This window comes from Sphingobium sp. MP9-4 (genome assembly GCF_005281675.1).
Lineage (GTDB): Bacteria > Pseudomonadota > Alphaproteobacteria > Sphingomonadales > Sphingomonadaceae > Sphingobium > Sphingobium yanoikuyae.
In genome coordinates, this window is record NZ_LUFI01000031.1 from 1 (window position 1) to 26,161 (window position 26,161).

Consider the following 26,161-nt stretch of genomic DNA (forward strand, 5'->3'; position numbering starts at 1 on the left):
CCCCTGCCCCCGACCGCGAGGCGCTGGACAGCGGCCCGCCGCCCTACCGCCTGCCCGTCGTCGGCCAGCTCGTCACCGGCATGGGCGAGGTGAATGACGGCGGCGTGCGCTCGCGCGGCCTGACCCTGGTGACCCAGGCCGGCGCCCAGGCAGTCGCGCCGACCGCCGGCCGCATCGCCTTTGCCGGTCCCTATCGCGGCTATGGCCAGATTCTGATCATCGACCATGGCCAGGGCTGGACCACGCTCATCACCGGCCTGCACCGCGTCACCGCCCAGGTCGGCGAAAGTGTGCGCCAAGGCGACCCGGTCGGCCTCACCGCCGCCCAGGGCCGCCCCACCGTCACCATCGAACTGCGCCGCAACGGCCGCCCGGTGGACATCGTGCCGCTGGTGGGGCTGGGCTAACGCAATCGCAAGACTTGCCGCTTACGCCTGCTTGGGTGAACGCTCATACGCCTTTGCCCCTGCCCGCACATGAGATCTGGCCCGACCTGTGGCAGAGCGCCAGTGCTTGGCGGGGACGGATGATCGAAGAGTTTGCCCGCGCCGAGGCGGCCGTGACCGAGGCGTTGATCCAGCTTTCCAATGTCCCGACCAAGGGCAAGAACATCAATCTGCCCCATCTTGTGGGCCAGCGATTTGCCGCACTGGCCGAGGCCATCGGGACCGACGGCCCATTTGCCGTTGAAGGCAAGGCACTATCCAAGGCCCTGGAAGAGTTCATCGCCTTTGAAACGCTGCGCGCGACCTTGTGCCATGGCACACAGACCATCACCGTCGATCACAAAGGCCGATGGCACGTCACCTTGCGTTTGCAGGCATTACGGAACGGCAAAGTCGTGCGCGAGACGTTGGTGCTCGACGAAAACGAAGCCATCGAACGTTGCAAAATGATTCATGCGGCGCGGCAACGGCTCGAGTCCAAGATCAGCCTCATGATCAAGGCTCTCGCCGGATAAGGCAATAATCACCCCCATTAACCCCACGCTCATCGACGCCAGGCAACATTGGTCGAAGCGCGCTTTTGCGTTGGATAGCGAATCGACGTATATCGATCCCTTGATGCGGACTCCAAGGACAGCCATGAAATCCACCTTCCTGCAGGGCGCGGTCGCGCTCGGCGCGCTTGCGCTCATCCCCGCCACCACCGCGGCGCTCGCCGATGGCGAGGCATCGAGCTACAAGGCGCTCGACGAATTCATGGACGTCTTCCAGAAGGTCCGCAGCGATTATGTCGAGAAGGTCGACGACGAAAAGCTGATCAAGGGCGCGATCGACGGCATGCTTGCCAGCCTCGACCCCCATAGCAGCTTCCTCGACGCGCGCGATTTCCAGAATCTGCGCACCCAGACCGAGGGTAGCTATGGCGGCCTTGGCCTGTCGGTCACGCAGGAGGATGGCGCGGTCAAGGTGATCGCGCCGACCCAGGATACGCCAGCCTGGCGCGCCGGGATCAAGGCGGGCGACTATATCACCCATATTGACGGCCAGCTCATCTATGGCGGCACGCTGGATGAAGCAGTGGACAAGATGCGCGGCGCGCCCGGCACCAGCATCAAGCTGACCATCGTGCGCACCGGCCGCGACAAGCCGATCGACCTGACCCTCACCCGCGAGATCATCGAGATCAAGCCGGTGAAGTGGGAAGTGAAGAACAATATCGGCGTCATCAACATCGTCAGCTTCTCGGCCAATACGGGCGCCGATGTCCGTTCGGCGATCCGCAGCATCGACAAGAGCCTGGGCCACAAGCCGACCGGCTATATCCTCGACCTGCGCTCAAACCCCGGCGGCCTGCTGGACGAAGCGGTGTCGACCAGCGACGTCTTCCTGGAGCGCGGCGAGATCGTATCGCAGCGCGGCCGCAACAAGGGCGATGTCGAACGCTATTATGCCAAGCCCGGCGATGACGCGCAGGGGCTGCCGGTGATCGTGCTGGTCGATGCGGGCTCCGCATCGGCCTCCGAAATCGTCGCCGGCGCGCTGCAGGATCAGCATCGCGCGCTCATCATGGGCGAACGCAGTTTCGGCAAGGGCTCGGTTCAGACCATGCTGCCGCTGTCGAACACCACCGCGCTCAAGCTCACCACCGCGCGCTACTTCACGCCTTCGGGCCGCAGCGTGCAGGAAGGTGGCATCCAGCCGGACATCAAGGTGCCGCAGCTCAGCGACCCGGATTACAAGGATCGCCCCAAGTTCCGCGAAAGCGACCTGCGCCGCCACCTGATCAACGAGATCAAGACCGACGACGCCGCGCTGGAAGAGGACAGCAAGGAAGATCCGCGCTTCGCCCAGACCGCCGAGGAGCTGAAGAAGAAGGGGATCGAGGACTTCCAGCTCGATTATGCGCTCAAGACCATTTCCCGCCTCGCCGGCACGCCGGGCGCCACCATCGCCCAGGCGCAGCAGGCCGCTGCGCGCAAGCCCGGCGCGAAATGAGTCGTGCCCGTTCGGATGACCGGACGGGCAAGTTCAGCATGACGAAAGGCGGACAAGGGTTTAAGCGGGCGATATGAACAGCTTGTCCCCCGCCCTGGGCCGCGCCCGCCTGCTTGCCCTGCTCGTGCCCCTGATTGCGCTGGGCACGGCCTATGCCTCCCAATATCTGGGCGGCCTGCATCCGTGCGAAATGTGCTGGTGGCAGCGTTACCCCCATATGGCGGCGATCCCGCTGGCGCTGGTCGCCTACGCCCTGCGCGGCCGCGCCTGCATGAGCGGGCTGTTCGCCGGTTTCGCCGGCATCGCCATCGGCATCAGCGGCGCCATCGGCCTGTTCCATGCCGGGGTCGAATATGGCTGGTGGGAAGGGCTGACCGCCTGCTCGACCACGCCGACCGGCGGCAGCAGCGCCGATATTTTGAGCCAGATCATGGCAACGCCGATCACCCGCTGCGATGTCGCGCCCTGGAGCCTCTTCGGCATTTCGCTGGCAGGCTATAACGGCCTCTTGTCGGGCGCGGCCGCGCTCGCCATCTTGGCCCTGCTGCTGAAAGCGAGGAAGGCATGAGCGCCACCAAGGATTTCCCGCGTCCCGGACGTCGCACCAATGCAACTGATCGCGCCTCCATGGTGCGCGTCGACCAGGCCGGCGAATTCGGCGCGGTGCGCATCTATGCCGGGCAGCTTGCGGTGATGGGCGATCGCCATCCCTATGGCCGGCTGATCGCCGGCATGGCCGCGCAGGAGGAACGTCATCGGGCCGCCTTCGACGCGCTGATCGCCAAGCGCGGCGTGCGCCCGACCGCGATCCATCCGATCTGGAATGTTGCCGGTTTCGCCCTAGGCGCTATGACCGCCGCGATGGGGCCAAAGGCCGCCATGGCCTGCACCGCCGCGATCGAGACCGAGATCGACCTTCATTATGAAGAACAGTTGCAGCAACTGGGCGAGGATGATCCGGAACTCTCTGCCCTGATCAAGGATTTCCAGGCGGAGGAGGTCGAGCATCGCGACGCCGCCATCGCCCATGGCGCGGAACAGGCCCCGGCCTATCCGCTGCTGTCCGGCGCGATCCGCCTGGGTTGCCGCGCCGCCATCGCGCTGTCGAAGCGCATCTGAATAAGGGACGGACCGATGATGAAGACCCCGTTGATCGCTCTGGCCGCCGGCCTGATGCTGGGCACCGCCGCCCCCGCGCTCGCGCAGCAGGACAGCGCCCCCACGGCCGCCACCAGCACCGGCTCCGAAAAGGTCAATCTGGTCATCGTCTATGGCGATGATGCCTGTCCCCAGAGCCAGGGCGACGGCATCGTCGTGTGCGCCCGCAAGGGCGAGGAGGAACGTTACCGCATTCCCGAGCCGCTGCGCGGCGACCCCAACAAGCCCAGCAACCAGGCCTGGGGCGAGCGGGTGAAGTCGATGGAATATGTCGGTCGCGACGGCACCGAAAGCTGCTCGCCGGTCGGCGGTGGCGGCGCCACCGGCTGCTTCGCCAAGCTGTCGCGCCTCGCCAAGGCGGAACGGCAGCAGGCCGACAATGCCAGCTGGAAGGATCTGGTCGAAGCCGAGCGCGCCAGGCGCCTGTCGACCATCGACGCCGACAGCGAGGCGATCGAAAAGCGCGTTCTGGCCGAGGAAAAGGCCGACGCCGATGCCAAGAAGGCGCAGGAACAGGAAGTCCCGCCCCGGCCGTGACGGCATGGGGCGTCCTGCGGCGTCTGTTCATATCGATCCCGCGCCAGTGCAGCGCGGGACGAGCGGGGTGCAACCGGGGCGAATGAAGGAATTGATGATGCGTCTCCCCCGCCCCCTGCTGATCGCCGGCCTGGCCGCGCTGGCCCTGCCCGCCGCGCCGGCCGTCGCCCAGGATGATCCGCCGCAGAAGATCTTCAACCTCATCGTCTATGGCGATGATCCCTGCCCGACCGGCCAGGGCGAGGAAATCGTGGTCTGCGCCCGCAAGCCCGAATCCGAACGCTATCGCATCCCCAAGAAGCTGCGCGAAAAGCCCGAAGAAGTGGGAGGCCCCGGCTGGGGCAGCCAGGTCGCGACGATGGAACAGACCCAGCGCCAGATCCTGCCCAACAGCTGCTCGGCCATCGGCAGCAACGGCTTCACCGGCTGCACCGCCCAGATGCTGCAACAATGGTTCGCCGAACGGCGGATGCAGCAGAGCAGCAGCACGCCCTGAGCCGCTGCAGGCGAGCGGGCCTGAATAGCTAGAGCCATGCTGAACTTGTTTCAGCATTCATCAAACCCCAGCACCGGTGGACCTGTTGGGAAGGACAGGCCCTGAAACAAGTTCAGGGTGACGGTGATGGGTGACACAGGCGATGACCACCAACAGGGCCTAATGTATCAACACACGCCCTAGCGCGGATACAGCCCGTCCATATGCGCCAGGCTCTGCACGATCAGCGCCTCCAGCACGTCCATGTCGATATCCGCCAGCCGCTTGACATAGAGGCAGCCCTTGCCGCGCCGATGCTTGCCCAATGCCATGAAATCGGCGTCGTCGAGACCGGCGAGATAGAAGACCAGCTCCGCCTTGCGCGGCGCAAAGCCGATCCGGCACATGTCGCCCTCACGCCCGCTGTCATAGCGATAATGATAGCGGCCAAAGCCGATGATGCTCAGCCCCCACAGCCGTGGCGGCTCGCCCGACAGCCGCGCCATCAACGCCGCGACCATCCGACCATCCGCCTGTCGCTCGGCCGGTTCGACCGTGTCGAGATAGGCGGCGACATCCGCCATCGTCTCCGTGGTCTTGTTCTCACCCGTCGCCATCGGCTTGCCTTTCGCGGCCTGTCCGACTACAGGCTAGCGCGTCATCTGGGGAGTAGCCAGCCGTTCCGCTGAAAGGGACGGGCCATATGTCAACATATTTGGCCGAGAGGCCATGGCATATGGGATGCGGTATCAGCCGCATCGGGCGAGACCAATGGCATCGGCTTCCCAGTCCGGCCGGGCGGGGAAGACGGTGGCATTGTGTCTTTTGTCAGAGCCCGGCCCGGACGTTCTTCATGGAAGCCTTCCTCACCTCCACCGCCCTCGTCGCGCTCGCCGAAATGGGCGACAAGACGCAGTTGCTGGCCATGCTGCTCGCCACCCGCTTTCGCAAGCCGGTGCCGATCATCCTGGGCATCTTCGTCGCGACCATCGCCAATCATTTCCTCGCCGCGCTGGTCGGCCATTCGATTGCCGGGGTGCTGACCCAGCCCTGGTTCCGCTACGCTGTCGCCGCCAGCTTCATCGCCATGGCACTCTGGACGCTGGTGCCCGACAAGATCGACGAGGATGCGCCGCTCAAGGCCCCGTCCAAGGCCGGCGTGTTCGTGACCACGCTCGTTGCCTTCTTCCTGGTCGAAATGGGCGACAAGACGCAGGTGGCGACCGTGGCGCTGGGCGCCCAGTTCGACAATCTGCTCGCCGTCACCGCCGGCACCACCTGCGGCATGATGCTGGCCAATGTCCCGGCCGTGCTGTTCGGCGAAGCACTGGCGAAGCGCGTGCCGATGCGCGCGCTGCAGATCGGTGCGGCCCTGCTCTTCCTTCTCTTGGGCCTTTGGATGATCGCCGGACTGCAGGGCTGGATCGGCTGATTGGCTGGTCGCGTTTTCCGAGCCATCGGGTGATACCACCCGATTAGAAAACGCTCCAGAAAAGGGAACGCCGCCGCCGGCGGGCGGTTGTCAGCGGGCGGCGGAAGTTGCAAGGGAAACGGCACGAACTTTCCCCTTTTCGAACAGCATGGGACGCGCGTGATGAAGGACAATCTGGTAACCATCTTCGGCGGCGGCGGCTTTCTCGGGCGCCAGGTCGCCCAGGCGCTGATGGCACGCGGCGCGCGCGTCCGCATCGCCCAGCGCGACCTCGCCAATTCGGTCAAGGTGAAGGCGCTCGGCAATCTGGGCCAGACCCAATTCGTCGCGGCCAATATCCGCAAGCCCGACACCGTCGCCCGCGCCCTCCACGGCAGCGACATCGTCATCAACCTGGTCGGCATATTGAGCGGCGATTTCGACGCCATCCAGCATGAGGGCGCCGCCAATGTCGCTCAAGCGGCGGCCGCTGCCGGCGTCACCGCGCTGGTCCATGTCTCGGCGATCGGCGCCGACGCCAACAGCCCCTCGGCCTATGGCCGGTCCAAGGCTGCGGGCGAAGCCGCCGTGCTGGCCGCCTTCCCGACCGCGACCATCGTGCGCCCGTCGATCATCTTCGGCCAGGAGGACCAGTTCCTCAACCGCTTCGCCGGCGTCGCCAGCAGCGGCCCGGTCGTGCCGGTGATCGGCGCCGCCACCAAATTCCAGCCCGTCTATGTCGGCGACGTCGCCGAGGCGATCGCCAATGCGGCGCAGCAGCCCGGCGCCTTTGGCGGCAAGACCTTCGAACTCGCCGGCCCGCAGGTCATGAGCATGAAGGAAATCAACGCCTGGGTCGCCAAGGCGATCGGCCGGGGCGACAAGCCGCTGGTCGAGGTGCCCGGTGCCTTCGCCTCACTGCTGGCGATGCTGCCCGGCGGCCCGATCACCCGCGACCAGCTCGCCATGCTGGGCCAGGACAATGTCGCCGCGCCCGGCGCGCCGGGCCTTGAGGCGCTGGGCGTCGCCCCCACGCCGATGGCCGCCGTCGCCGAACGCTGGATGGTCCCCTATCGCAAGCATGGCCGCTTCGCCGGCCGCGTGAAGGCCTGATCCATTCCCGCCATCGGCTCGACGGGCCGATGATCGGCCACGACCGGCCGTGGCCATGCCGCTTTGCCTTTTCGCTGCACTGCGGCATGGTGCATCCCTGACATATAGGCATTGCCCGGCCCTCTCCCTTCGCGGGGGGAGGGCTTGGCTTATGCGCCCCCTGCTTGAGGATCCGACATCCCCATGGACATGCATTATCTGACGGTCATCCTGCTCGGCATCGTGGAGGGATTGACAGAATTTCTCCCCGTGTCCTCGACCGGCCACCTCATCCTGGCGAGCGAGTTGCTCGGCTATGATGCGTCGGTCTGGGCGATGTTCAACGTCATGATCCAGCTCGGTGCGATCCTCGCCGTCGTCGTCCTCTACTGGCGCACCTTCTGGGCGGTGGCCATGGGCCTGCTCCGCCTCGACCCGGTCAGCATCCGCTTCGTGCGCAACCTGCTGGTCGCCTTCATCCCCGCCGTCGTCATCGGCCTTGCCCTGCACGATTATATCGACACGCTGCTCGGCTCGCCCCGCGTCGTCGCCGTCGCGCTGGTGGTCGGCGGCGTCGCCATCCTGGTGATCGAACGCCTGATCAGGGAACAGCGCTTCCACGGCATCGCCGACATTCCGCTGGTCCGCGTCATCGGCATCGGCTTCATCCAGTGCCTCGCCATGGTGCCGGGCGTCAGCCGCTCGGGCGCGACCATCATGGGCGCGCTGACCTTGGGCGTCGAACGCCGCACCGCCGCCGAATTCAGCTTCTTCCTCGCCATCCCGACCATGCTCGGCGCCTCGACGCTGGAACTGCTCAAGAAGGGCGACCAGCTCACCAGCGCCCAGGTCGGCTGGGACAGCATCGCGCTCGGCTTCGTCGTCTCCTTCATCGTCGCGCTGCTGGTGATCAAATGGTTCGTCGGCCTGGTGTCGCGCCACGGCTTCGCACCCTTTGCCTGGTATCGAATCATTGCCGGCATCGGCGCGCTGGTCTGGCTCAGCCTGAGATAAGGCCGATACGGACCTAATATTTGAAAGATAATTACAGCGCCGCGACAGTCTTTTCCCAAACCGCCAGATAATAGGTCAGCTTAGCTGTCTTAAATGCCAGAATCCGCGTGACTCCGCGGGTTTTCCTGCTATGCGCACTGCAAACAATCGTTGCAGGGAAATGCCATGGCTGAAAATCCGATGCTGAAGTTCGTGGGCAAGGAACAGGCCTATCCGGAAAAGCGCGGCGCTGATGCGCGCGCCGAGGACTTTCTGGAAATCAGCAAGTCCTTCATTCTGGACAAGGCCGAGGAGCAGGCGTCGCGCTGCTCGCAATGCGGCGTGCCCTATTGCTCGACCCACTGCCCGCTGCACAATCATATCCCCGACTGGCTGCGCCTGACCGCCGAAGGGCGCCTGCGCGAAGCCTATGAGCTGTCGAACCTGACCAGCACCATGCCGGAAATCTGCGGCCGCATCTGCCCGCAGGACCGTCTGTGCGAGGGCAATTGCGTGATCGAATTTTCCGGCCACGGATCGGTCACCATCGGCTCGGTGGAAAAGTTCATCACTGACACCGCCTGGAAGGAAGGCTGGGTCGAACCGCTGGTCCCCGGCGCCGCGCGCGGCCAGTCGGTCGGCGTCATCGGTGCCGGCCCCGCCGGCCTCACCACCGCCGAATATCTGCGCGTCGCGGGCTATGAAGTGCATGTCTATGACCGGCACGACCGCGCCGGCGGCCTGCTGACCTATGGCATCCCCGGCTTCAAGCTGGAAAAGGATGTCGTCATGCGCCGCGTCCAGCGCCTCAAGGATGGCGGCATCATCTTCCACGAAGGGTTCGAAGTCGGCCGCGACGCCAGCATGGAACAGCTGCGTGCCAAGCATGACGCGATCCTGATCGCCACCGGCGTCTACAAAGCCCGCGACATCAAGGCGCCGGGCGTCGGCGCACCGGGCGTGGTCAAGGCGCTCGACTATCTCACCGCCTCCAACAAGGCGGGCTTCGGCGATGCCGTACCCGGCCATGAGGATGGCACCCTGCTCGCCACCGGCAAGAATGTCGTCGTGATCGGCGGCGGCGACACCGCGATGGACTGCGTCCGCACCGCCATCCGCCAGGGTGCCAAGTCGGTAAAGTGCCTCTATCGCCGCGACCGCGACAATATGCCCGGCTCGCAGCGCGAAGTCGCCAATGCCGAGGAGGAAGGCGTCGAGTTCGTCTGGCTGACCGCCCCGATCGCCTTCGAGGGTACGGAGCATGTCACCGGCGTCAAGGTCACCAAGATGCGCCTGGGTTCGCCCGACGCATCGGGCCGCCGCGCGCCCGAGCCCGATCCGGGCAGCGAACATACGCTGGAAGCCGATCTGGTCATCAAGGCGCTGGGCTATGATCCCGAAGACCTGCCTCGCCTGTTCGGCGCCGACGACCTGTCGGTCACCCGCTGGGGCACGCTGCGCGTCGATCACAAGACGATGATGACCAGCATGGACGGCGTCTTCGCCGCCGGCGACATCGTGCGCGGCGCATCGCTGGTGGTCTGGGCCATCCGCGATGGCCGCGACGTGACCGACCATATGCACAAATATCTCAAGGCCAAGGCCGTCGCCGCTGCCAGCGAGAAGGTTGCCGCGTGATGCGCCTCGCCTTCCTGTCCCTGTTTCTGCTGGCGGCCCCGGTCGCCGTGCAGGCGCAGACGCCGGCGGCGCCTGTAGCCGCCGAGCAGCCGGTCGATCCGGCGCTGCTCGCCAAGGCGCAGCCGATCGCGGCCCTCATCCTGCCCGACGGCACGATGGAAAAGATGATGGGCCCGATGATGCAGAAGATGATGGGCCCGATGATGGACAGCATGACCAAGATGCCCATCCGCGAGTTCCTGAAGGTCGGCGGCATCGACCCCGAACGGGCCGAAGGTCTGGGCGAAGGCACGATGGAGGAAATGATGGCGATCCTCGATCCCAATTTCCGCAAGCGGATGGACGTGATCGTCAACACCATGATGCCCGCCATGGGCCGCTTCATGGGCCGTTACGAACCGGACATGCGCGCCGGCATGGCGGAGGCTTTTGCCTATCGCTACAATGCGAACGAGCTGGATCAGATCGCCGCCTTCCTGAAGACGCCGACCGGCGCCAAGTTCGGCGAGGGCTTCATGCAGCTGGCAACCGACCCCCATTATATCGGCCGCATGCAGAAGATCATGCCCGACATGATGAAGGCCATGCCGGAGATCATGCAATCCTCCCAGGCCGAACTCGCCAAGCTGCCCAAGCCGCGCACCTATAAAGACCTGACCAAGGCCGAACGCGACCGCCTCACCGCATTGCTCGGGGCGGACACGCAAAAGGCAAACTGACGATCGACGCCGGCACGCCGGCACCAACAGAATGAAGGCGGCCGTGCCCCAAGAAAGGGACGGCCAGATGCAAGGGTAAGTCATCATGACCGACACCAATTTCATGGCCAGCCCCGAAGAGCGCGCACGCATCGCTGCCGAGGGCATGTATCATCCCGAGATGGAGGGCGATGCCTGCGGCGTCGGCCTGGTCGCCGCGACCGACGGCCGGCCCAGCCGCCGCGTCGTCTCCTCCGCGATCGATGCGCTGAAAGCCGTGTGGCACCGCGGCGCGGTCGATGCCGATGGCAAGACCGGCGATGGCGCCGGCATCCATGTCGACCTGCCGGTCCGCTTCTTCGACGATGCGATCGCCGATTCGGGCCACAAGCCGCTGCCCAACCGCCTCGCCGTCGGCATGATCTTCCTGCCGCGCACCGACCTCAGCGCGCAGGAAACCTGCCGCACCATCGTCGAAGCCGAGATCATCGACGCGGGCTACACCATCTATGGCTGGCGCCAGGTGCCGGTCGACGTCTCCGTCATCGGCGAGAAGGCGCAGCGCACCCGTCCCGAGATCGAGCAGATCATGATCGCCGGCCCGATGCCCGAAGAGCGCGACGTCGGCGAGTTCGAGAAGGATCTCTACCTGATCCGCCGCCGCATCGAGAAGAAGGTGATCGAAGCGCAGATCAGCGATTTCTACGTCTGCTCGCTGTCGTGCCGCTCGATCATCTACAAGGGCCTGTTCCTCGCCGAATCGCTGTCGGTCTTCTATCCGGACCTGCAGGACGAACGGTTCGAGAGCCGTGTCGCCATCTTCCACCAGCGCTATTCGACCAACACCTTCCCGCAATGGTGGCTGGCCCAGCCGTTCCGCACCCTCGCCCATAATGGCGAGATCAACACGATCCGCGGCAACAAGAACTGGATGAAGAGCCACGAGATCAAGATGGCGTCGCTGGCCTTCGGCGAGCAGTCGGAGGACATCAAGCCGGTGATCCCGGCCGGTGCGTCGGATACCGCCGCACTGGACGCCGTGTTCGAGGCGATCTGCCGTTCGGGCCGCGATGCGCCCACGGCCAAGCTGATGCTGGTGCCCGAGGCATGGCAGGCGGAAAGCGCCGAACTGCCCAAGGCGCATGCCGACATGTATGAATATCTCGCCTCCGTGATGGAGCCGTGGGATGGCCCGGCCGCGCTCGCGATGACCGACGGCCGCTGGGTCGTGGCCGGTGTCGACCGCAACGCGTTGCGCCCGCTGCGCTACACGCTGACCGGCGACAATCTGCTGATCGTGGGTTCGGAAACCGGCATGGTCGTCGTGCCCGAAACCACCATCGTCCAGAAGGGCCGCATGGGTCCGGGCCAGATGATCGCGATCGATCTGCAGGAAGGCGAAGTCTATGACGACCGCGCGATCAAGGATCGCATCGCGGGTGAGCGCCCCTATGGCGACCTGATCAAGGACTTCCTCGACATCACCGACCTGCCCGACGTCCCCAGCGCCCTGCCGGCATGGGACAAGGCGGAACTGACCCGTCGCCAGGTCGCGGCCAACATGACGCTGGAGGATATGGAACTGATCCTCGCGCCGATGGTGGAGGATGCCAAGGAAGCGATCGGCTCGATGGGCGACGACACGCCGCTGGCGGTCATCTCCGACAAGCCGCGCACCATCAGCCATTTCTTCCGCCAGAATTTCAGCCAGGTCACCAACCCGCCGATCGACCCGTTGCGCGAACGGCATGTGATGAGCCTCAAGACGCGCTTCTCCAACCTCCACAACATCCTGGAGGAAGATGCGCAGAACAGCCATGTGCTGGTGCTGGAATCGCCGGTGCTCAACAGCGCCGAATGGGCGCGGCTCAAGGCCTATTTCGGCCCGGCCGTGGCCGAAATCGACTGCACCTTCCCCTCGACCGGCGGCCAGGAACAGCTGCGCGCGGCGATCGCCCGCATCCGTGAGGAGGCCGAGCAGGCGGTGCGCGAAGGACGCAGCGAACTGTTCCTGACCGACGAGCGTGCCGGGCAGGACCGGGTCGCGATCCAGGGCGTGCTGGCGGCCGCGGCCGTCCACACCCATCTCGTCCGCAAGGGCCTGCGCAGCTATGCGTCGATCAACGTGCGGTCGGCCGAAGCGCTCGACACCCATTATTTCGCGGTGCTGATCGGCGTGGGCGCAACCACGGTGAACGCCTATCTGGCCGAAGCCAGCATCGCCGATCGCCACGCCCGAGGCCTGTTCGGCGACCTGACCCTCGACCAGTGTTTCGAGCGTCAGCGCACCGCGATCAACGAGGGTCTGCTCAAGATCATGTCCAAGATGGGCATCGCGGTCGTCAGCTCCTATCGTGGCGGCTATAATTTCGAAGCGGTCGGCCTGTCGCGCGCCCTGGTCAACGATCTCTTCCCCGGCATGCCGGCGAAGATTTCGGGCGAAGGCTATGCCTCGCTCCACTATTCGGCGATGCTGCGCCACGACAAGGCCTATGACAGCGCGGTCGTCCGCCTGCCGATCGGCGGCTTCTATCGCCAGCGCAACGGCGGCGAGGCCCATGCCTATTCCGCCCAGCTGATGCACCTGCTGCAGACCGCCGTCGGCACCGACAGCTATTCGACCTATCTGCAATTCTCGCGCGGCGTGCGCGACCTGCCGCCGGTCTATCTGCGCGACCTGATGGAGTTCAACTTCGCCCGCGAGGCGGTGCCGATCGACGAGGTGGAAGCCACCACCGAGATCCGCAAGCGCTTCGTGACGCCGGGCATGTCGCTGGGCGCACTCAGCCCCGAAGCGCATGAGACGCTGGCGATCGCCATGAACCGCATCGGCGCCAAGGCGGTGTCGGGCGAGGGTGGCGAGGATGCCGCGCGCTTCAAGCCCTATGAGAATGGCGACAACGCCAATTCGGTGATCAAGCAGATCGCGTCGGGCCGCTTCGGCGTTCATGCCGAATATCTGGGCAGCGCCGAAGAAATCGAGATCAAGGTCGCACAGGGCGCCAAGCCCGGCGAGGGCGGCCAGCTGCCCGGCTTCAAGGTGACCGAGTTCATCGCCCGCCTGCGTCACTCGACGCCCGGCGTGACGCTGATCTCGCCGCCGCCGCACCATGACATCTACTCGATCGAGGATCTCGCGCAGCTCATCTATGACTGCAAGATGATCAACCCGCGCGCGCGCGTCTGCGTCAAGCTGGTCAGCCAGGCCGGCATCGGCACGGTCGCGGCCGGCGTTGCCAAGGCGCATGCCGACGTGATCCTGGTCGCCGGCCATGTCGGCGGCACCGGCGCCAGCCCGCAGACCTCGATCAAATATGCCGGCACCCCCTGGGAAATGGGCCTGTCGGAAGCCAATCAGGTGCTGACCCTCAACGGCCTGCGCCACCGCGTGAAGCTGCGCACCGATGGCGGCCTCAAGACCGGGCGCGACATCGTCATCGCCGCGATCCTGGGCGCCGAGGAGTTCGGCATCGGCACGCTGTCGCTGGTCGCCATGGGCTGCATCATGGTGCGCCAGTGCCACAGCAACACCTGCCCCGTGGGCGTCTGCGTGCAGGATGAGAAGCTGCGCCAGAAGTTCACCGGCACCCCGGAAAAGGTCATCAACCTGATGACCTTCATCGCCGAGGAAGTGCGCGAGATCCTGGCCCGTCTGGGCTTCCGCAGCCTGGACGAAGTGATCGGCCGCACCGAACTGTTGAAGCAGGTCAATCGCGGCGCCGAGCATCTCGACGATCTCGACCTCAACCCGATCCTGGCCAAGGTCGACGCCCCCGACGAGCATCGCCGCTTCAGCCTGCCGCAGTGGCGCAATGAAGTGCCCGACAGCCTCGACGCGCAGATGATGAAGGATGCCCGCGCCGTGTTCGAGCGCGGCGAGAAGATGCAGCTGACCTACACGGTGCGCAACACGCACCGCGCCGTCGGCACCCGCCTCTCCTCGGCCGTGACCGAAAAGTTCGGCATGTCGACGCTGGCGGACGGCCATCTGACCGTGCGCCTGCGCGGTTCGGCCGGCCAGTCGCTCGGCGCCTTCCTCTGCAAGGGCATCACCCTGGAAGTGTTCGGCGACGCTAACGACTATGTCGGCAAGGGGCTTTCGGGCGGCATCATCAAGGTGCGCACCACCGTCTCCTCGCCGCTCTCGTCGAAGGACAATACCATCCTTGGCAACACCGTCCTCTACGGCGCGACCAGCGGCAAGCTGTTCGCGGCGGGCCAGGCCGGCGAGCGCTTCGCTGTCCGCAATTCGGGCGCGAAGGTGGTGGTCGAAGGATGCGGCGCCAATGGCTGCGAATATATGACCGGCGGCACCGCCGTGATCCTGGGCAAGACCGGCGCCAATTTCGGCGCGGGCATGACCGGCGGCATGGCCTTCATCCTCGACGAGGATGGCAGCTTCCCGAGCCGCGCCAACCCGGAAAGCATCGTCTGGCAGCGTCTGGACAGTGCCCATTGGGAAGGCGAGCTCAAGGCGCTGATCGCTGAACATGCGGTCGCGACCGACAGCAAATGGTCGAACACCATCCTGGAGGATTGGGATCGCTGGCGCCGCTACATCTGGCAGGTCTGCCCGAAGGAAATGGTCAATCGCCTGACCCATCCGCTGAGCGACGCATCGACCCCGGTCGCTGCCGAATAATTACTGCGGCAAGCCCGCCTCTGCCGGTTCTGCGGGGACCGGCGGGGACGGCGCCGTCGTCGCCGCGACCGGCCTCAGCGCCGGTCCCGGTTCCGCCTCGCCCGCCGCGAATCGCTCGATCCGCGGCGGCAGGCGATCGACCCGCACCGTCGGCTGCGGCAGCGGCGGATACCCCAACGCCGCCGATTCGACCGGCTGTTCCTCTTCCGCCAGATAGTCGCGCACCGCCGGATCGCGCGATTCGCCGATCATGCCATCGGCATCCAGCCCCGCCATGTCGGCCTGCATCCGCCGTTCCTCCAGCGTCGGCCCGCATCCGGTGCAGGTCACGAACGCCGGTCCGCGCTCGGCCTCCGGCAAATTCGGCACCGTCGCCATGTCGCCGTTATCCAGTTCCGCCTCCAGCGCAGGCCGCACCGGCTTTTGCGGGCTGGTGACATAGGCGCCCAGGCCAAGCCCCATCACCGCGGCAACCACCAACGCGCCGCCCGATCCCACCCAGAAATGCAACGACATGGGGCCAGCCCCCTTTCGCAACCGACTTTCTGCCAAACAAAGATAACGTTGATGCCGATCACTGGTTGCATGACCCAAAAGCCTTTGCTAAGGGCCGCCTCCTACCAAGGCACCGGCCCCGCCGGTTTCCCTGTTGATGTGCGGTCGTGGCGGAATTGGTAGACGCGCAACGTTGAGGTCGTTGTGGCCGAAAGGCCGTGGAAGTTCGAGTCTTCTCGACCGCACCATCACTTTCCCGATAGCTGCAGATGATGATGACAGCCCCCTGCGGGCACGCCCCATCCTGCCTGCCCGGCCTTGGTTCTCCAGCCGAATTTTCCTATATCCCACGCGGGGCACCGCGATGATGTGGGACAGACGACCATGGACAAATCCGCCGAAGACCTGATCCCCGACACGGTGGAAGGCGTCTCCAGCTATGACGGCCCGGCCGGCGGCTGGGGCGCCCTGCGTGCAGTGGCCAAGACGGTCGCCGAACAGATGCGCGCCAGCCCCGACACCCGCGCCCTGCTCCAGATGAACCAGCCCGACGGCTTCGACTGCCCCGGCTGCGCCTGGCCCGACCCCAAGCACACCTCTTCGTTCGAATTCTGCGAGAATGGCGCCAAGGCCGTCACCTGGGAAGCGACGGTCAAGCGCGTCGATCCCGATTTCTTCGCCCGCCACAGCGTCAGCGAATTGTGGAACTGGACCGACCACAAGCTCGAAGATGCCGGCCGCCTGACCGAGCCGCTGCGCTATGATGCCGCGACCGACCATTTCGTGCCGATCAGCTGGGACGAAGCCTTTGCCCGCGCCGGCGCCGCGCTCCAGGCGCTCGACCATGCCGACCAGGCCGAATTCTACTGCTCGGGCCGCGCCTCGAACGAATCCGCCTTTCTCTACCAGCTGTTCGCCCGCGAATTCGGCACCAACAATTTCCCCGACTGCTCGAACATGTGTCATGAGGCTACCAGCACCGGCCTCCCCAAGTCGATCGGCATCGGCAAAGGCACGGTGACGCTGGAGGATTTCGACCATGCCGACGCGATCTTCTGCATCGGCCATAATCCGGGCACCAACCATCCCCGCATGCTGAGCACGCTCGCCACCGCCTCCAAGCGCGGCGTGCCGATCATCGTCGCCAACCCGATGCGCGAACGCGGGCTGGAACGCTTCAAGTCGCCTCAGCATCCCACCGAAATGCTCTCGCCCGGCGCCACCCCGCTCGCGTCCGCCTATCATCAGGTGCGGATCGGCGGCGACATGGCGATGCTCAAGGGCATGATGAAGGCGCTGCTGGCGATCGAGGCACAGCAGCCCGGCACGCTCGACCACGGCTTCATCGCCCAGCATACAGAGGGCTTCGACGCCCTGCGCGCCGATATCGAGGCGACCCAATGGCCGTGGATCGAGCGCCTGTCCGGCCTCACCCGCGAAGCGATCGAGAGCATGACCCATGTCTATGCCAGGGCCGACCGGGTCATCATCTGCTATGGCATGGGCATCACCCAGCATCGCCACGGCACGCAGAATGTGCAGGCGCTCGCCAACCTGCTGCTGCTGCGCGGCAATTTCGGCAAGCCCGGCGCCGGCATCTGCCCGTTGCGCGGCCATAGCAATGTGCAGGGCGACCGCACCGTCGGCATCACCGAACTGCCGACCGAAGCGATGCTGCAACGGCTCGACACCGCCTTTTCCATCCAGTCGCCGCGCAAGCATGGCCATAATGCGGTCGAGGCGTTGGCCGCCATGCACGCTGGCGAATCAAAAGCGCTGATATCGCTCGGCGGCAATCTCGCCGTCGCCATGCCCGATCCCGACGCCTGTTTCGCCGCCGTGCGCCGGCTCGACCTGTCGGTCAACATCCTCACCAAGTTCAACCGCACCTGCCTGCTGACCGCGCGCGAGACACTGATCCTGCCCTGCCTTGGCCGCACCGAACTGGATCTTCAGGCCGCCGGCCCGCAATGGGTGACGGTGGAGGACAGCATGTCGATGGTCCACGCCTCGCGCGGCAAATTGAAGCCCCCCTCGCCCCATGTGCGCTCCGAACCGGCGATCGTTGCGGGCCTGGCCAGGGCCGCCATGCCCGCCAGCCGCACCGACTGGGACGGCATGGTCGCCGATTATGACCGCATCCGCGACGGGATCGAGGCGGTCTATCCCGATTTCCGCGACTTCAACATCCGGGTGCGTGAACCGGGCGGTTTCCGCCTGACCGTCGGCCCCAGCGACCGGATCTGGAACACGCCCAGCGGCAAGGCGCAGTTCATCACCCACCCGGCCGCGCCGGACGAGGGCGCGCTGCCGCTGCTGCTCACCACCATCCGCAGCCATGACCAGTATAATACCACCATCTATAGCTATGATGACCGCTATCGCGGCATCCATGGCCGGCGCGACATCATCTTCGCGAACGAGATCGATCTGGCGGAGATGGGCCTGGCCCATGGCGACAAGGTCGATGTGACGACGCCGGCCGGGCGCGAATTACGCGGCTTCACCATCGTCATGCACGCCATCGCGCGCGGATCGCTCGCCGCCTATTATCCCGAGGCGAACAATCTCGTCCCGCTCGACGATTATGATCCGGCCAGCGGCACCCCCGCCTACAAGTCGATTCCCGTCATGGTGCGCGCCGCCCGATGAGCGACGCCGACCGGCCTGCCCGCTTCACCCGGATCACCCCGGACGGCGGCCGCGCACCCGTCACCCGCGCGGTCGCGGTCGAATGCCCTGTCGCGCTCGAATATAATGGCATCGGCTATGCCGTGCTGATGGCGACCCCGGCCGATCTCGACGATCTCGCCACCGGCTTCGCCTTGTCCGAACGGCTGATCGATAGTGCCGCCGACATCATCGACATCGACATCCATGAAGCGCCCCAGGGCCTGCTACTGCGCATCCGCCTGATCGCCGATCGCCATGACCGCATCCTCGCCCGCGTCCGCCACCGCGTCGCCGAATCCTCCTGTGGCCTGTGCGGCATAGAGAATCTGGAGCAGGCGCTGCGCCCGCTGCCGCGCGTCACCGCCGTCACCCAGGCCAGCGACGATGCCCTGTTCCGCGCCCTCGATGCGCTCGACGCACGCCAGCCGGGCAATCAGCGCACCGGCGCGCTCCACGCCGCCGCCCTCGCCGCGCCCGACGGCACGCTCCGCCTCGCGCGCGAGGATGTCGGCCGCCACAACGCCTTCGACAAGCTGATCGGCGCTATGGCCCGCGCCGGCCTTGGCTGGGATGGCGGCTTCGCCCTCCTCTCCTCGCGCTGTTCCTATGAACTGGTGGAAAAGGCCGCGCTCGCGGCCTGCCCGCTGCTCGTCACCCTTTCCGCCCCGACCAGCCTGGCGCTCGATCGTGCCGCCGAATCGGGCCTGCGCCTCATCACCCTCGCCCGGCGCGACGCCATGCTCGAACGGGCGGACGGACCGGCACAGCGCAATTTGGGCACGGCCAAGCAAAACTTGGTTGAGCCAGACACTCTATCTTATAAGTAGAGATTGCCTCAAACGGAGCGGACTGGTCCCCGCCCGGATGACGACATCGGCATCGGACCCGCGGCTTTTGATCGGGATGCAGCTTGCTCCGCGTCACCAACAGCTAAAGCGCACGATGCTCGGGCGACGACGCCAGCTTCGTGTTCCCCCCAACGAAACGGGGAATGAAACGATGTGCCATCCATCTGAAATCTAGGGCCTGACGCCCGCCACGCAGCGCGCTGCTTGTCAGCGCGCCTCCATCCGCCCGTCCTCCGCCGATGCGTCGTGCGGGAAAGGGGGATCGCATGCCCGTGGAAGCTCGCGGCCGACGCGCGTCGCCGCACCCAGCCTATTCCGTGTCGCTGCTCCAGGCGGCCGCCGCGCTCTACGGCCTGAACGCCGTGCACGACGATGCCCTGCGTCCGCAGCCCACAAGCAGAACAGACAAGAAATTCAGGGAGTAAGCCTCTTCATGTCCCAAGTCCTCGCGCCCAGCCGACCCCGGCACGGCCTGTCCCTCCGTCGCCTGCTGCTCACCGGCGTCGCCATCGGCCTGTTGCCGAGCGCCGCTCATGCTGCCGACGAACCCGCCGCCGCGGCACCTGCGCCCGCGCCCGAAGCCGCTGTCGATGAAGGCGATTATGGTGCCCCCATCCTGGTCACCGCCCGCCGCCGCGCCGAAAAGGCGCAGGACGTGCCGGTCGCCCTCTCGGTCGTCGGCGGCGATCTGGTCGAACAGCGCGGCGACTATACGCTCGCCGCCGTGCAGCAGGTCGCGCCCAGCCTCCAGCTGTTCAGCTTCAACCCCCGCAACACCAACATCAACATCCGCGGCCTCGGCTCCAACGTCGCGCTGACCAATGACGGCCTCGAAAATGGCGTCGGCGTCTATATCGACGATGTCTATTATGGCCGCGTCGGCGCCAGCCAGTTCGACCTGGTCGACCTCGAACGGATCGAGGTGCTGCGCGGGCCGCAGGGCACCTTGTTCGGCAAGAACACCACCGCCGGCGCGATCAACATCACCACCCGCCAGCCGAGCTTCGATTTCGGCGGCCAGGTGGAAGCGACGCTGGGCGACTATGGCTTCCATCAGCTGCGCGGCTCGGTCACCGGCGGCCTCACCGACTGGGCGGCGGTGCGCATCAGCATTGCCGACACCCATCGCGATGGTTTCCTGACCAATGTCCATAACGGCAAGAAAATTCACGATTACGACAATTTCACCGCGCGCGGCCAGCTGCTGCTGACCCAGGGTGAGGGCTTCAGCCTGCGCCTGATCGGTGACTATGCCAAGCAGACGCTCAATTGCTGCGTCCGCCTGCCCAGCACCGTCTTCACCACCTATGATGACGGCAACATCATCGCGAACAATTTCGCGATCCGCGCCGCCCGCGCCGGCTACACGCCGCTGGCCACCGATCCCTTCGCCCGCAAGGTCGATGTCGATGGCCAGTTCCAGGCGAACATGAATCAATGGGGCATTTCGGGCAAGGCCGACTGGGATGTCGGCCCGGTCACGCTCAGCTCCATCACCGCCTATCGCGCCTGGAACTGGTATCCGCGCAACGACAGCGACGCCACCTCGCTCTCGGTCAACACGCTCAACCATCAGGAAAATAACCAGCGCCAGTTCAGCCAGGAATTTCGCGTCGCCTCCAATGGCGACACCCGCCTCTCCTATGTGCTGGGCGCTTATTATTTCTGGCAGATCATCAACGGGTCGGGCGCCGCCGGCTATGGCGTAGACGCGCCGCTCTGGCTCTTCCCCAATGCCGATCCGGTGGTCAGCAATGCGGCTGTCAACGGCTTCGTCGCCCGCTCCAGCTCCAATCCGGAAACCAAGAGCGCCGCGCTGTTCGGCCAGGCCAGCTACGCCATCATCCCCGACAGCCTCTCGCTGACGCTCGGCCTGCGCTACACGCACGAGAAGAAGCAGGGCAGCTACAGCCAATGGTGGGCGGAGGGGAATGATCTTTCCAGCCTGACCGCGGCCCAGCGCACCGCAGCGATCGCACTGCGCAACAGCCTCAACCCCGTCACCAGCTACTCGACCGGCTTCACCGACAACAGCCTCTCGGGTCTGGCCACCCTGTCCTACAAGGTGACGCCGGACGTGCTGGTCTATGCCACCTATTCGCGCGGCAACAAGTCGGGCGGCCTCAACCTCACCAACATCCCGGCCGGGGTCAGCCCCGATGTCGGCGGCGAGAAGGTCGACAATTACGAAGCGGGCGTGAAGAGCCAGTTCTGGGGCGGCAAGGCAACGCTCAACGCCGCCGCCTTCTGGACCAATATCTTCGACTATCAGACCGCGATCACCGAACAGATTGTCGGCACCAACAGCACCCGCAATTACATCACCAACATCCCCGAGGCGCGCGCGCGCGGCTTCGAACTGGACGGTGCGCTGGCGCTCAGCCGCTATGTCAACCTCAACGCCTCGCTCGCTTATACCGACGCCTATTATGTCGACTTCAAGAACGGCCCCACCCCGGTCGAGGCACTGAACCCGACCACCGGCGGCTCGGCCGTGACCGACCTGAGCGGCAAGCCGCTGTCGGGCGTGCCCGAATGGTCGTGGAGCGCGGGCGGCGACTTCGCCATTCCGCTCGGCACCACCAAATGGGGCGACGCCCAATTTTACGGCCGCGCCGACTATAGCTGGCGTTCCTCCTACTACACCGCCGTGTCGGACAGCCGCTACTCGCTGGTGCCCAGCTACGGCGTCGCCAATGCGCGCATCGGCGTGCGGCTGGACGATGGCCTGATCGACATGTCGCTCTGGGCCAAGAACCTGTTCGACAAGGATTATGTCGACACGCTCTCGGTCGCGAACACCGGCCTCGTCACCGCCACCGTCGGCGATCCCCGCACCATCGGCGTCACCCTGCGCAGCAAATTCTGACCCCCAATACGGAGGCAAGATCATGGCTACCCTTCCCTACGCAGACTATCTGGATGACCGGAGCATCATCCGGCCGGAACCCGCCCGCGTCGGGGAGGGGGAGCCCTCGCGCCTGCGCCTCACCGGCTTCGCCTCGATCGCGGTGCCGATCGCCGGCGCCGGCCTGCCGCTCGCCTTGTTCGTGCCGCAGCTTTACGCCACCCAGTTCGGCCTCTCGCTCGCGACCATCGGCTTCATCTTCCTGCTGGGCCGCATCTGGGATGTCAGCGCCGATCCGCTGGTCGGCGCGCTCAGCGACCGCACCCGCAGCCGCTTTGGCCGGCGCCGCCCGTGGATCGCGGCCGGCGGCCTGTTGTTCGGCCTGTCCTCCGCCCTGCTCTTCTTCCCGCCCGCCGCGCTGGTGACGCCCGCCTATCTCGGCGCCGCCCTCTTCTTCTTCTATCTCGGCTGGTCGATGATCGAGATACCGGCCTCCGCCTGGGCCGGCGAGCTGTCGCGCCATTATCATGGCCGCACCCGCGTCGTCAGCTATCAGGCGCTGCTGCGCGCCATCGGCCTGCTCGCCGTGCTGGTGCTGCCGACCATCCTCGACCAGGTCGAGCCGGGCAATGGCACGCTTAAGCTGCAATTGGTCGGCGGCTTCATCATCGCCACCCTGATCCCCAGCCTCGCCCTCACCCTCTTTTCCGTGCCCGAACCGCCAGTGCCCGCCACCCCGCCGGTCCGCCAGAGCTTCTGGCGCGCCACCAGCGTCATCTTCTCCGACCGGCTGCTGCTGCGTGTCCTCGCCTCCGACGCGGTGGTCACCGCCGGCCAGTCGATCCGCGCCAGCCTGATCGTCTTCTTCGCCGTCTGGTATATGGGCCTGCCCGCCTGGGCGAGCGGCCTCTACCTGCTCCAGTTCATCTTCGGCGTCGCCGCCGCGCCGATCTGGCTGCGCATCGGCACCCGCATCGGCAAGCGTCAGGCCGCGATCAGCGGCGAAATCGCCCAGGCGGCGATCAATATCGGCCTGCTCTTCGTCTTCCCCGGCGGCCTGCCGCTGCTGCTCGCCCTCACCATTGCCCAGGGGCTGACCCAGGGCTCGGGCAACCTCATGCTGCGCGCCATGGTCGCCGATGTGGCCGACGCCCATCGGCTGCGCACCGGCCATGACCGCACCGGCCTCTTCTTCTCGGTCTTTGCCCTCTCGGCCAAGCTCGGCCCGGCGATCGGCATCGGCATTGCCCTGCCGCTCATCGCCTGGCTCGGCTTTGCCGCCGGCCCGCACAATGATGCCACCGCGCTCGAAGGATTGAAGACCGTCTTCGCCCTCGGCCCGGCCCTGGCCCACATCATCGCCACCCTCATCATCTGGCGCTTCCCGCTCGACGAAGCCGCCCATGCCGAAATCCGCCGCGCCCTCGACCAGCGCGACGCGATCCCCGCCTGACCGTCCACGCATAAACTCAAGGAGACCTGCCATGACCATCCTGACCCAGAGCTTCCTCAACGCCGCCGATGCCGACGGTCCGCTCGATGTCGTTCCCGTCGCCGGCCGCATCGGCGCGGAGATTCGCGGCGTTGCGCTGGGCGGCGACCTTGACGACGCCACCATCGCCGCGATCCGCGCCGCCCTCGTCCGCCACAAGGTGATCTTCTTCCGCGCCCAGCATCATCTCGACGATGCCGGCCAGGAAGCCTTTGCCGAACGGTTCGGCAAGCCCGTCGCCCACCCGACCGTCCCGGTCGTGCCCGGCTCCAAATATCTGCTGGAACTGGATTCGAAGGAGGGCCGCGCCGCGTCGAGCTGGCACACCGACGTCACCTTCGTCCCCGCTTACCCCGAATCCTCGATCCTGCGCGCCATCGTCATCCCGCAGGCGGGCGGTGACACGCTCTGGGCCAATACGGCAGCCGCCTATGAGGAACTGCCCGAACCATTGCGCCAGCTCGCCAACAGCCTGTGGGCGGTCCATTCCAACCTCTACGACTATGCCTCGGTCGTCACCAACGCGAACGAGGAAGCGGTGAAGCGCTATCGCGAAGTCTTCGCCTCGACCGTCTATGAAACCGAACATCCGCTGGTCCATGTCCATCCCGAAAGCGGCGAGCGCTCGCTGATCCTGGGCCATTTCTTCAAGCAGTTCGTCGGCCTCAGCCAGGCCGACAGCCAGCGCCTCTTCGCCACATTCCAGGATGCCGTGACCCGGCCGGAAAACACCGTGCGCTGGCGCTGGCAGCCGGGCGACGTCGCCATCTGGGACAATCGCGCCACCCAGCATCGCGCCATCGCCGATTTCGGCACCCAGCATCGCCAGCTGCGCCGCGCCACCATCGCCGGCACCGTCCCCGTCTCGATCGACGGCCGCAACAGCCGCATCATCAAGAAGGAAGATGGCAAGATTGCCGAAGCCGCCTGAGCAGGGCTTGCTCACCCCCCCAACCTGCCCCTGACCTTCGGCACACTGGGCCGCGTTCCTTCCGGACGCGGCCCCTTTTCACGGAAGACCCCATGAAGCTCCGCACTGTCCTTGCCAGCCTGGCGCTGGCCACCGCCCTCACCACGCCCGCGGCGGCGCAGGAAAAGCGTCCCAATTTCCTGGTGATCGTCGCCGACGACCTGGGCTATTCCGATCTCGGCGCCTTTGGCAGCGAGATATCCACACCCAATCTCGACCGGCTCGCTCTGTCGGGCGTGCGCCTGACCGGCTTCCACACCGCGCCCACCTGCTCGCCAACCCGGTCGATGCTGCTGTCGGGCACCGACAATCATCGCGCCGGCCTTGGCACCATGGCGGAAATGCAGGCCCCCAATCAGGTCGGCAAGCCCGGTCATGAAGGCTATCTGCGCACCGACATCGCCGCCCTGCCCGAAGTCCTGACCGTCGGCGGCTATCGCACCCTCTTCTCTGGCAAATGGCATCTCGGCCTCACGCCGCAGCAGGATCCCCATGCCCGCGGTTTCCAGCACAGCTTCGCGCTACTGCAGGGGGCGGGCAATCATTATGGCACCGACATTTCGGCCACGCCCAAGCCCGGCTTCACCACCTATCGCGAGGATGGCCGCACGCTCGAAAGCCTGCCCAGCGACTATTATTCCTCCGACGCCTTCGCCACCAAGCTGATCGACCAGATCAAGGCGACCAAGGACGACAAGCCCTTCTTCGCCTATCTCGCCTTCACCGCGCCGCACTGGCCGCTACAGGCCCCGGCCGAAACCATCGCCAAATATAAGGGCCGCTATGAGGCGGGCTATGAAGCGTTGCGCGCCGAGCGGCTGAAGAAGCAGGTCGCGCTCGGCCTGGTCCCGGCCAGCGCCGCGCAGCATCCCCTTGAAAACAGCAAGCCCTGGGCGCAGCTGACCCCGGACGAAAAGAAGACCGCGTCGCGGACGATGGAAATCTATGCCGCGATGGTCGACCGGCTCGACCAGAATGTCGGCCGGGTGATCGATGCGCTCAAGGCCAGCGGCGAATATGACAACACCGTCATCCTCTTCCTCGCCGACAATGGCGCCGAGGGGATGGACCTGGTCCATGCCAAGAATCCCCGCTTCCGCGCCCGCGCCGAGGCGGCCGACAACAGCTATGACAATCTCGGCAAGGACAGCAGCTATATCAGCTATGGCCCCGGCTGGGCGCAGGCGGCAACCACCCCCTCCTGGCTCTACAAGGCGTTCGCGACCGAGGGTGGCACCCGCACCACCGCCTTCCTCTCCGGACCAGCGGTGAAGAAGCCCGGCAGCATCGCCCATGATTATCTCAATGTCATGGACGTCGCCCCCACGCTGATCGACCTTGCCGGCATCGCCCCGCCCAAGGGGACGTTCCAGGGCCGCACCGTCCAGCCGATCCGTGGCACCAGCTGGGCGCCCTGGCTCGCCGGCACGGCGCAGACGGTGCATCCCGCCAGCGAGGCGATCGGCACCGAATTGTTCGGCTCGCGCGCATTGCGTCAGGGCGACTGGAAGATCACCGATGCCGGCGATGGCCAATGGCATCTGTTCAACATCGCCGCCGATCCGGGCGAGACCACGGACCTGTCCGCCCGCGAACCGGCGCGCCGGGCGGCGCTGGAAAAGGCGTGGGACGCCTATGCCAGCGATGTCGGCGTCGTCCTGCCCAACCCGCGCATCATGGTGGAATAACCCGCGCATCAGGGGGATGGCACGCCCATCCCCCTCTTCTCCATCGCATTTTCCCCTTGCCC

At 65.9% G+C, this 26,161-nt stretch carries 22 protein-coding genes, 1 tRNA gene and 1 riboswitch; of the genes, 21 read left to right on the forward strand and 2 right to left on the reverse strand.

Annotated elements, in window-relative coordinates; all coding sequences use genetic code 11:
- The 7 genes from A0U87_RS09995 to A0U87_RS10025 form a co-directional block, all read left to right on the forward strand.
- Positions 1-407: peptidoglycan DD-metalloendopeptidase family protein (locus tag A0U87_RS09995; RefSeq protein WP_170978385.1), on the forward strand; the 407-nt coding region annotated here is incomplete at its 5' end.
- A 119-nt stretch (positions 408-526) separates the two neighbouring features.
- Positions 527-961 carry a hypothetical protein gene (locus A0U87_RS10000; RefSeq protein WP_048936221.1) on the forward strand — a complete coding sequence of 145 codons (435 nt, stop codon included), beginning with the start codon at positions 527-529 and terminating at the stop codon, positions 959-961.
- Between the two features lie 124 nt (positions 962-1,085).
- On the forward strand, positions 1,086-2,441 hold the full coding sequence (locus A0U87_RS10005) for a S41 family peptidase (protein ID WP_048936220.1): 1,356 nt from the start codon (positions 1,086-1,088) through the stop codon (positions 2,439-2,441).
- 73 nt (positions 2,442-2,514) lie between these two features.
- On the forward strand, positions 2,515-3,009 hold the full coding sequence (locus A0U87_RS10010) for a disulfide bond formation protein B (RefSeq protein WP_004209835.1): 495 nt from the start codon (positions 2,515-2,517) through the stop codon (positions 3,007-3,009).
- Positions 3,006-3,560 (forward strand): demethoxyubiquinone hydroxylase family protein, encoded by a 555-nt coding sequence (locus A0U87_RS10015; RefSeq protein WP_048936219.1) that lies wholly within the window; start codon positions 3,006-3,008, stop codon positions 3,558-3,560. Before A0U87_RS10010 ends, A0U87_RS10015 begins: the two co-directional genes overlap by 4 nt.
- A 15-nt stretch (positions 3,561-3,575) precedes the next feature.
- Positions 3,576-4,136 (forward strand): hypothetical protein, encoded by a 561-nt coding sequence (locus A0U87_RS10020; RefSeq protein WP_010336965.1) that lies wholly within the window; start codon positions 3,576-3,578, stop codon positions 4,134-4,136.
- Between the two features lie 97 nt (positions 4,137-4,233).
- Positions 4,234-4,632, forward strand: coding sequence for a hypothetical protein (locus tag A0U87_RS10025; protein WP_004209832.1), 399 nt, complete (start codon positions 4,234-4,236; stop codon positions 4,630-4,632).
- 179 nt (positions 4,633-4,811) lie between these two features.
- Here the strand turns inward: A0U87_RS10025 and A0U87_RS10030 are convergent, their stop codons facing one another.
- Complete coding sequence (locus A0U87_RS10030; protein WP_137405506.1) at positions 4,812-5,228, reverse strand: DUF1801 domain-containing protein; 417 nt, start codon at positions 5,226-5,228, stop codon at positions 4,812-4,814.
- 34 nt (positions 5,229-5,262) lie between these two features.
- Positions 5,263-5,371, forward strand: a riboswitch (yybP-ykoY riboswitch).
- A gap of 93 nt (positions 5,372-5,464) precedes the next feature.
- Between A0U87_RS10030 and A0U87_RS10035 the strand changes: the two genes are divergently transcribed.
- From A0U87_RS10035 to gltB, 6 genes are all read left to right on the forward strand, one after another.
- Positions 5,465-6,043 carry a TMEM165/GDT1 family protein gene (locus tag A0U87_RS10035; RefSeq protein ID WP_048936217.1) on the forward strand — a complete coding sequence of 193 codons (579 nt, stop codon included), beginning with the start codon at positions 5,465-5,467 and terminating at the stop codon, positions 6,041-6,043.
- A gap of 162 nt (positions 6,044-6,205) precedes the next feature.
- The gene (locus tag A0U87_RS10040; protein WP_048936216.1) at positions 6,206-7,135 is read left to right on the forward strand and encodes a complex I NDUFA9 subunit family protein; all 930 of its coding nucleotides are present in this window, start codon (positions 6,206-6,208) and stop codon (positions 7,133-7,135) included.
- A gap of 183 nt (positions 7,136-7,318) precedes the next feature.
- Positions 7,319-8,128: an undecaprenyl-diphosphate phosphatase gene (locus A0U87_RS10045; RefSeq protein WP_048936215.1), complete on the forward strand. Its 810-nt coding sequence runs from the start codon at positions 7,319-7,321 to the stop codon at positions 8,126-8,128.
- A gap of 165 nt (positions 8,129-8,293) precedes the next feature.
- Positions 8,294-9,745 carry an NAD(P)-dependent oxidoreductase gene (locus A0U87_RS10050; RefSeq protein ID WP_004209812.1) on the forward strand — a complete coding sequence of 484 codons (1,452 nt, stop codon included), beginning with the start codon at positions 8,294-8,296 and terminating at the stop codon, positions 9,743-9,745.
- Positions 9,745-10,464, forward strand: coding sequence for a DUF2059 domain-containing protein (locus A0U87_RS10055; RefSeq protein ID WP_048936214.1), 720 nt, complete (start codon positions 9,745-9,747; stop codon positions 10,462-10,464). Before A0U87_RS10050 ends, A0U87_RS10055 begins: the two co-directional genes overlap by 1 nt.
- A gap of 85 nt (positions 10,465-10,549) precedes the next feature.
- On the forward strand, positions 10,550-15,085 hold the full coding sequence (gene gltB, locus A0U87_RS10060; protein ID WP_048936213.1) for a glutamate synthase large subunit: 4,536 nt from the start codon (positions 10,550-10,552) through the stop codon (positions 15,083-15,085).
- Here gltB and A0U87_RS10065 read toward each other — a convergent pair whose 3' ends face one another.
- Positions 15,086-15,601, reverse strand: a complete 516-nt coding sequence (locus A0U87_RS10065) for a hypothetical protein (RefSeq protein WP_048936212.1) — start codon at positions 15,599-15,601, stop codon at positions 15,086-15,088.
- Between the two features lie 140 nt (positions 15,602-15,741).
- On the opposite strand from A0U87_RS10065, the gene A0U87_RS10070 reads away from it, so the two are divergent.
- The 8 genes from A0U87_RS10070 to A0U87_RS10100 all read left to right on the forward strand — a co-directional run bounded on the left by A0U87_RS10070 (position 15,742) and on the right by A0U87_RS10100 (position 26,099).
- Positions 15,742-15,828, forward strand: a tRNA-Leu gene (locus tag A0U87_RS10070).
- A gap of 136 nt (positions 15,829-15,964) precedes the next feature.
- Positions 15,965-18,232: an FdhF/YdeP family oxidoreductase gene (locus A0U87_RS10075; RefSeq protein WP_048936211.1), complete on the forward strand. Its 2,268-nt coding sequence runs from the start codon at positions 15,965-15,967 to the stop codon at positions 18,230-18,232.
- Complete coding sequence (gene fdhD / locus A0U87_RS10080; RefSeq protein ID WP_048936210.1) at positions 18,229-19,080, forward strand: formate dehydrogenase accessory sulfurtransferase FdhD; 852 nt, start codon at positions 18,229-18,231, stop codon at positions 19,078-19,080. Before A0U87_RS10075 ends, fdhD begins: the two co-directional genes overlap by 4 nt.
- Before the next feature lie 287 nt (positions 19,081-19,367).
- On the forward strand, positions 19,368-19,526 hold the full coding sequence (locus A0U87_RS26175) for a hypothetical protein (protein ID WP_164488919.1): 159 nt from the start codon (positions 19,368-19,370) through the stop codon (positions 19,524-19,526).
- An 8-nt stretch (positions 19,527-19,534) separates the two neighbouring features.
- Positions 19,535-21,970, forward strand: a complete 2,436-nt coding sequence (locus A0U87_RS10085) for a TonB-dependent receptor (protein ID WP_048936209.1) — start codon at positions 19,535-19,537, stop codon at positions 21,968-21,970.
- A 22-nt stretch (positions 21,971-21,992) separates the two neighbouring features.
- Entirely contained in the window at positions 21,993-23,402 is a 1,410-nt protein-coding gene (locus tag A0U87_RS10090) for an MFS transporter (RefSeq protein WP_107917515.1), read from the forward strand.
- A 31-nt stretch (positions 23,403-23,433) separates the two neighbouring features.
- Positions 23,434-24,372, forward strand: coding sequence for a TauD/TfdA family dioxygenase (locus A0U87_RS10095; protein WP_010336953.1), 939 nt, complete (start codon positions 23,434-23,436; stop codon positions 24,370-24,372).
- 92 nt (positions 24,373-24,464) lie between these two features.
- Positions 24,465-26,099, forward strand: coding sequence for an arylsulfatase (locus tag A0U87_RS10100; protein ID WP_137405507.1), 1,635 nt, complete (start codon positions 24,465-24,467; stop codon positions 26,097-26,099).
- Positions 26,100-26,161: the final 62 nt, after the last annotated feature.

Coding starts and splice junctions, on each gene's coding strand:
- A0U87_RS10075 (WP_048936211.1), top strand. CDS start 15,965: ATGGACAAATCCGCCGAAGACCTGATCCCCGACACGGTGGAAGGCGTC.
- gltB (WP_048936213.1), top strand. CDS start 10,550: ATGACCGACACCAATTTCATGGCCAGCCCCGAAGAGCGCGCACGCATC.
- A0U87_RS10000 (WP_048936221.1), top strand. CDS start 527: ATGATCGAAGAGTTTGCCCGCGCCGAGGCGGCCGTGACCGAGGCGTTG.
- A0U87_RS10030 (WP_137405506.1), bottom strand. CDS start 5,228: ATGGCGACGGGTGAGAACAAGACCACGGAGACGATGGCGGATGTCGCC.
- fdhD (WP_048936210.1), top strand. CDS start 18,229: ATGAGCGACGCCGACCGGCCTGCCCGCTTCACCCGGATCACCCCGGAC.
- A0U87_RS10015 (WP_048936219.1), top strand. CDS start 3,006: ATGAGCGCCACCAAGGATTTCCCGCGTCCCGGACGTCGCACCAATGCA.
- A0U87_RS10085 (WP_048936209.1), top strand. CDS start 19,535: ATGTCCCAAGTCCTCGCGCCCAGCCGACCCCGGCACGGCCTGTCCCTC.
- A0U87_RS10065 (WP_048936212.1), bottom strand. CDS start 15,601: ATGTCGTTGCATTTCTGGGTGGGATCGGGCGGCGCGTTGGTGGTTGCC.
- A0U87_RS10040 (WP_048936216.1), top strand. CDS start 6,206: ATGAAGGACAATCTGGTAACCATCTTCGGCGGCGGCGGCTTTCTCGGG.
- A0U87_RS10095 (WP_010336953.1), top strand. CDS start 23,434: ATGACCATCCTGACCCAGAGCTTCCTCAACGCCGCCGATGCCGACGGT.
- A0U87_RS10005 (WP_048936220.1), top strand. CDS start 1,086: ATGAAATCCACCTTCCTGCAGGGCGCGGTCGCGCTCGGCGCGCTTGCG.
- A0U87_RS10100 (WP_137405507.1), top strand. CDS start 24,465: ATGAAGCTCCGCACTGTCCTTGCCAGCCTGGCGCTGGCCACCGCCCTC.
- A0U87_RS10035 (WP_048936217.1), top strand. CDS start 5,465: ATGGAAGCCTTCCTCACCTCCACCGCCCTCGTCGCGCTCGCCGAAATG.
- A0U87_RS10055 (WP_048936214.1), top strand. CDS start 9,745: ATGCGCCTCGCCTTCCTGTCCCTGTTTCTGCTGGCGGCCCCGGTCGCC.
- A0U87_RS10010 (WP_004209835.1), top strand. CDS start 2,515: ATGAACAGCTTGTCCCCCGCCCTGGGCCGCGCCCGCCTGCTTGCCCTG.
- A0U87_RS10025 (WP_004209832.1), top strand. CDS start 4,234: ATGCGTCTCCCCCGCCCCCTGCTGATCGCCGGCCTGGCCGCGCTGGCC.
- A0U87_RS10045 (WP_048936215.1), top strand. CDS start 7,319: ATGGACATGCATTATCTGACGGTCATCCTGCTCGGCATCGTGGAGGGA.
- A0U87_RS10020 (WP_010336965.1), top strand. CDS start 3,576: ATGATGAAGACCCCGTTGATCGCTCTGGCCGCCGGCCTGATGCTGGGC.
- A0U87_RS10050 (WP_004209812.1), top strand. CDS start 8,294: ATGGCTGAAAATCCGATGCTGAAGTTCGTGGGCAAGGAACAGGCCTAT.
- A0U87_RS10090 (WP_107917515.1), top strand. CDS start 21,993: ATGGCTACCCTTCCCTACGCAGACTATCTGGATGACCGGAGCATCATC.
- A0U87_RS26175 (WP_164488919.1), top strand. CDS start 19,368: ATGCCCGTGGAAGCTCGCGGCCGACGCGCGTCGCCGCACCCAGCCTAT.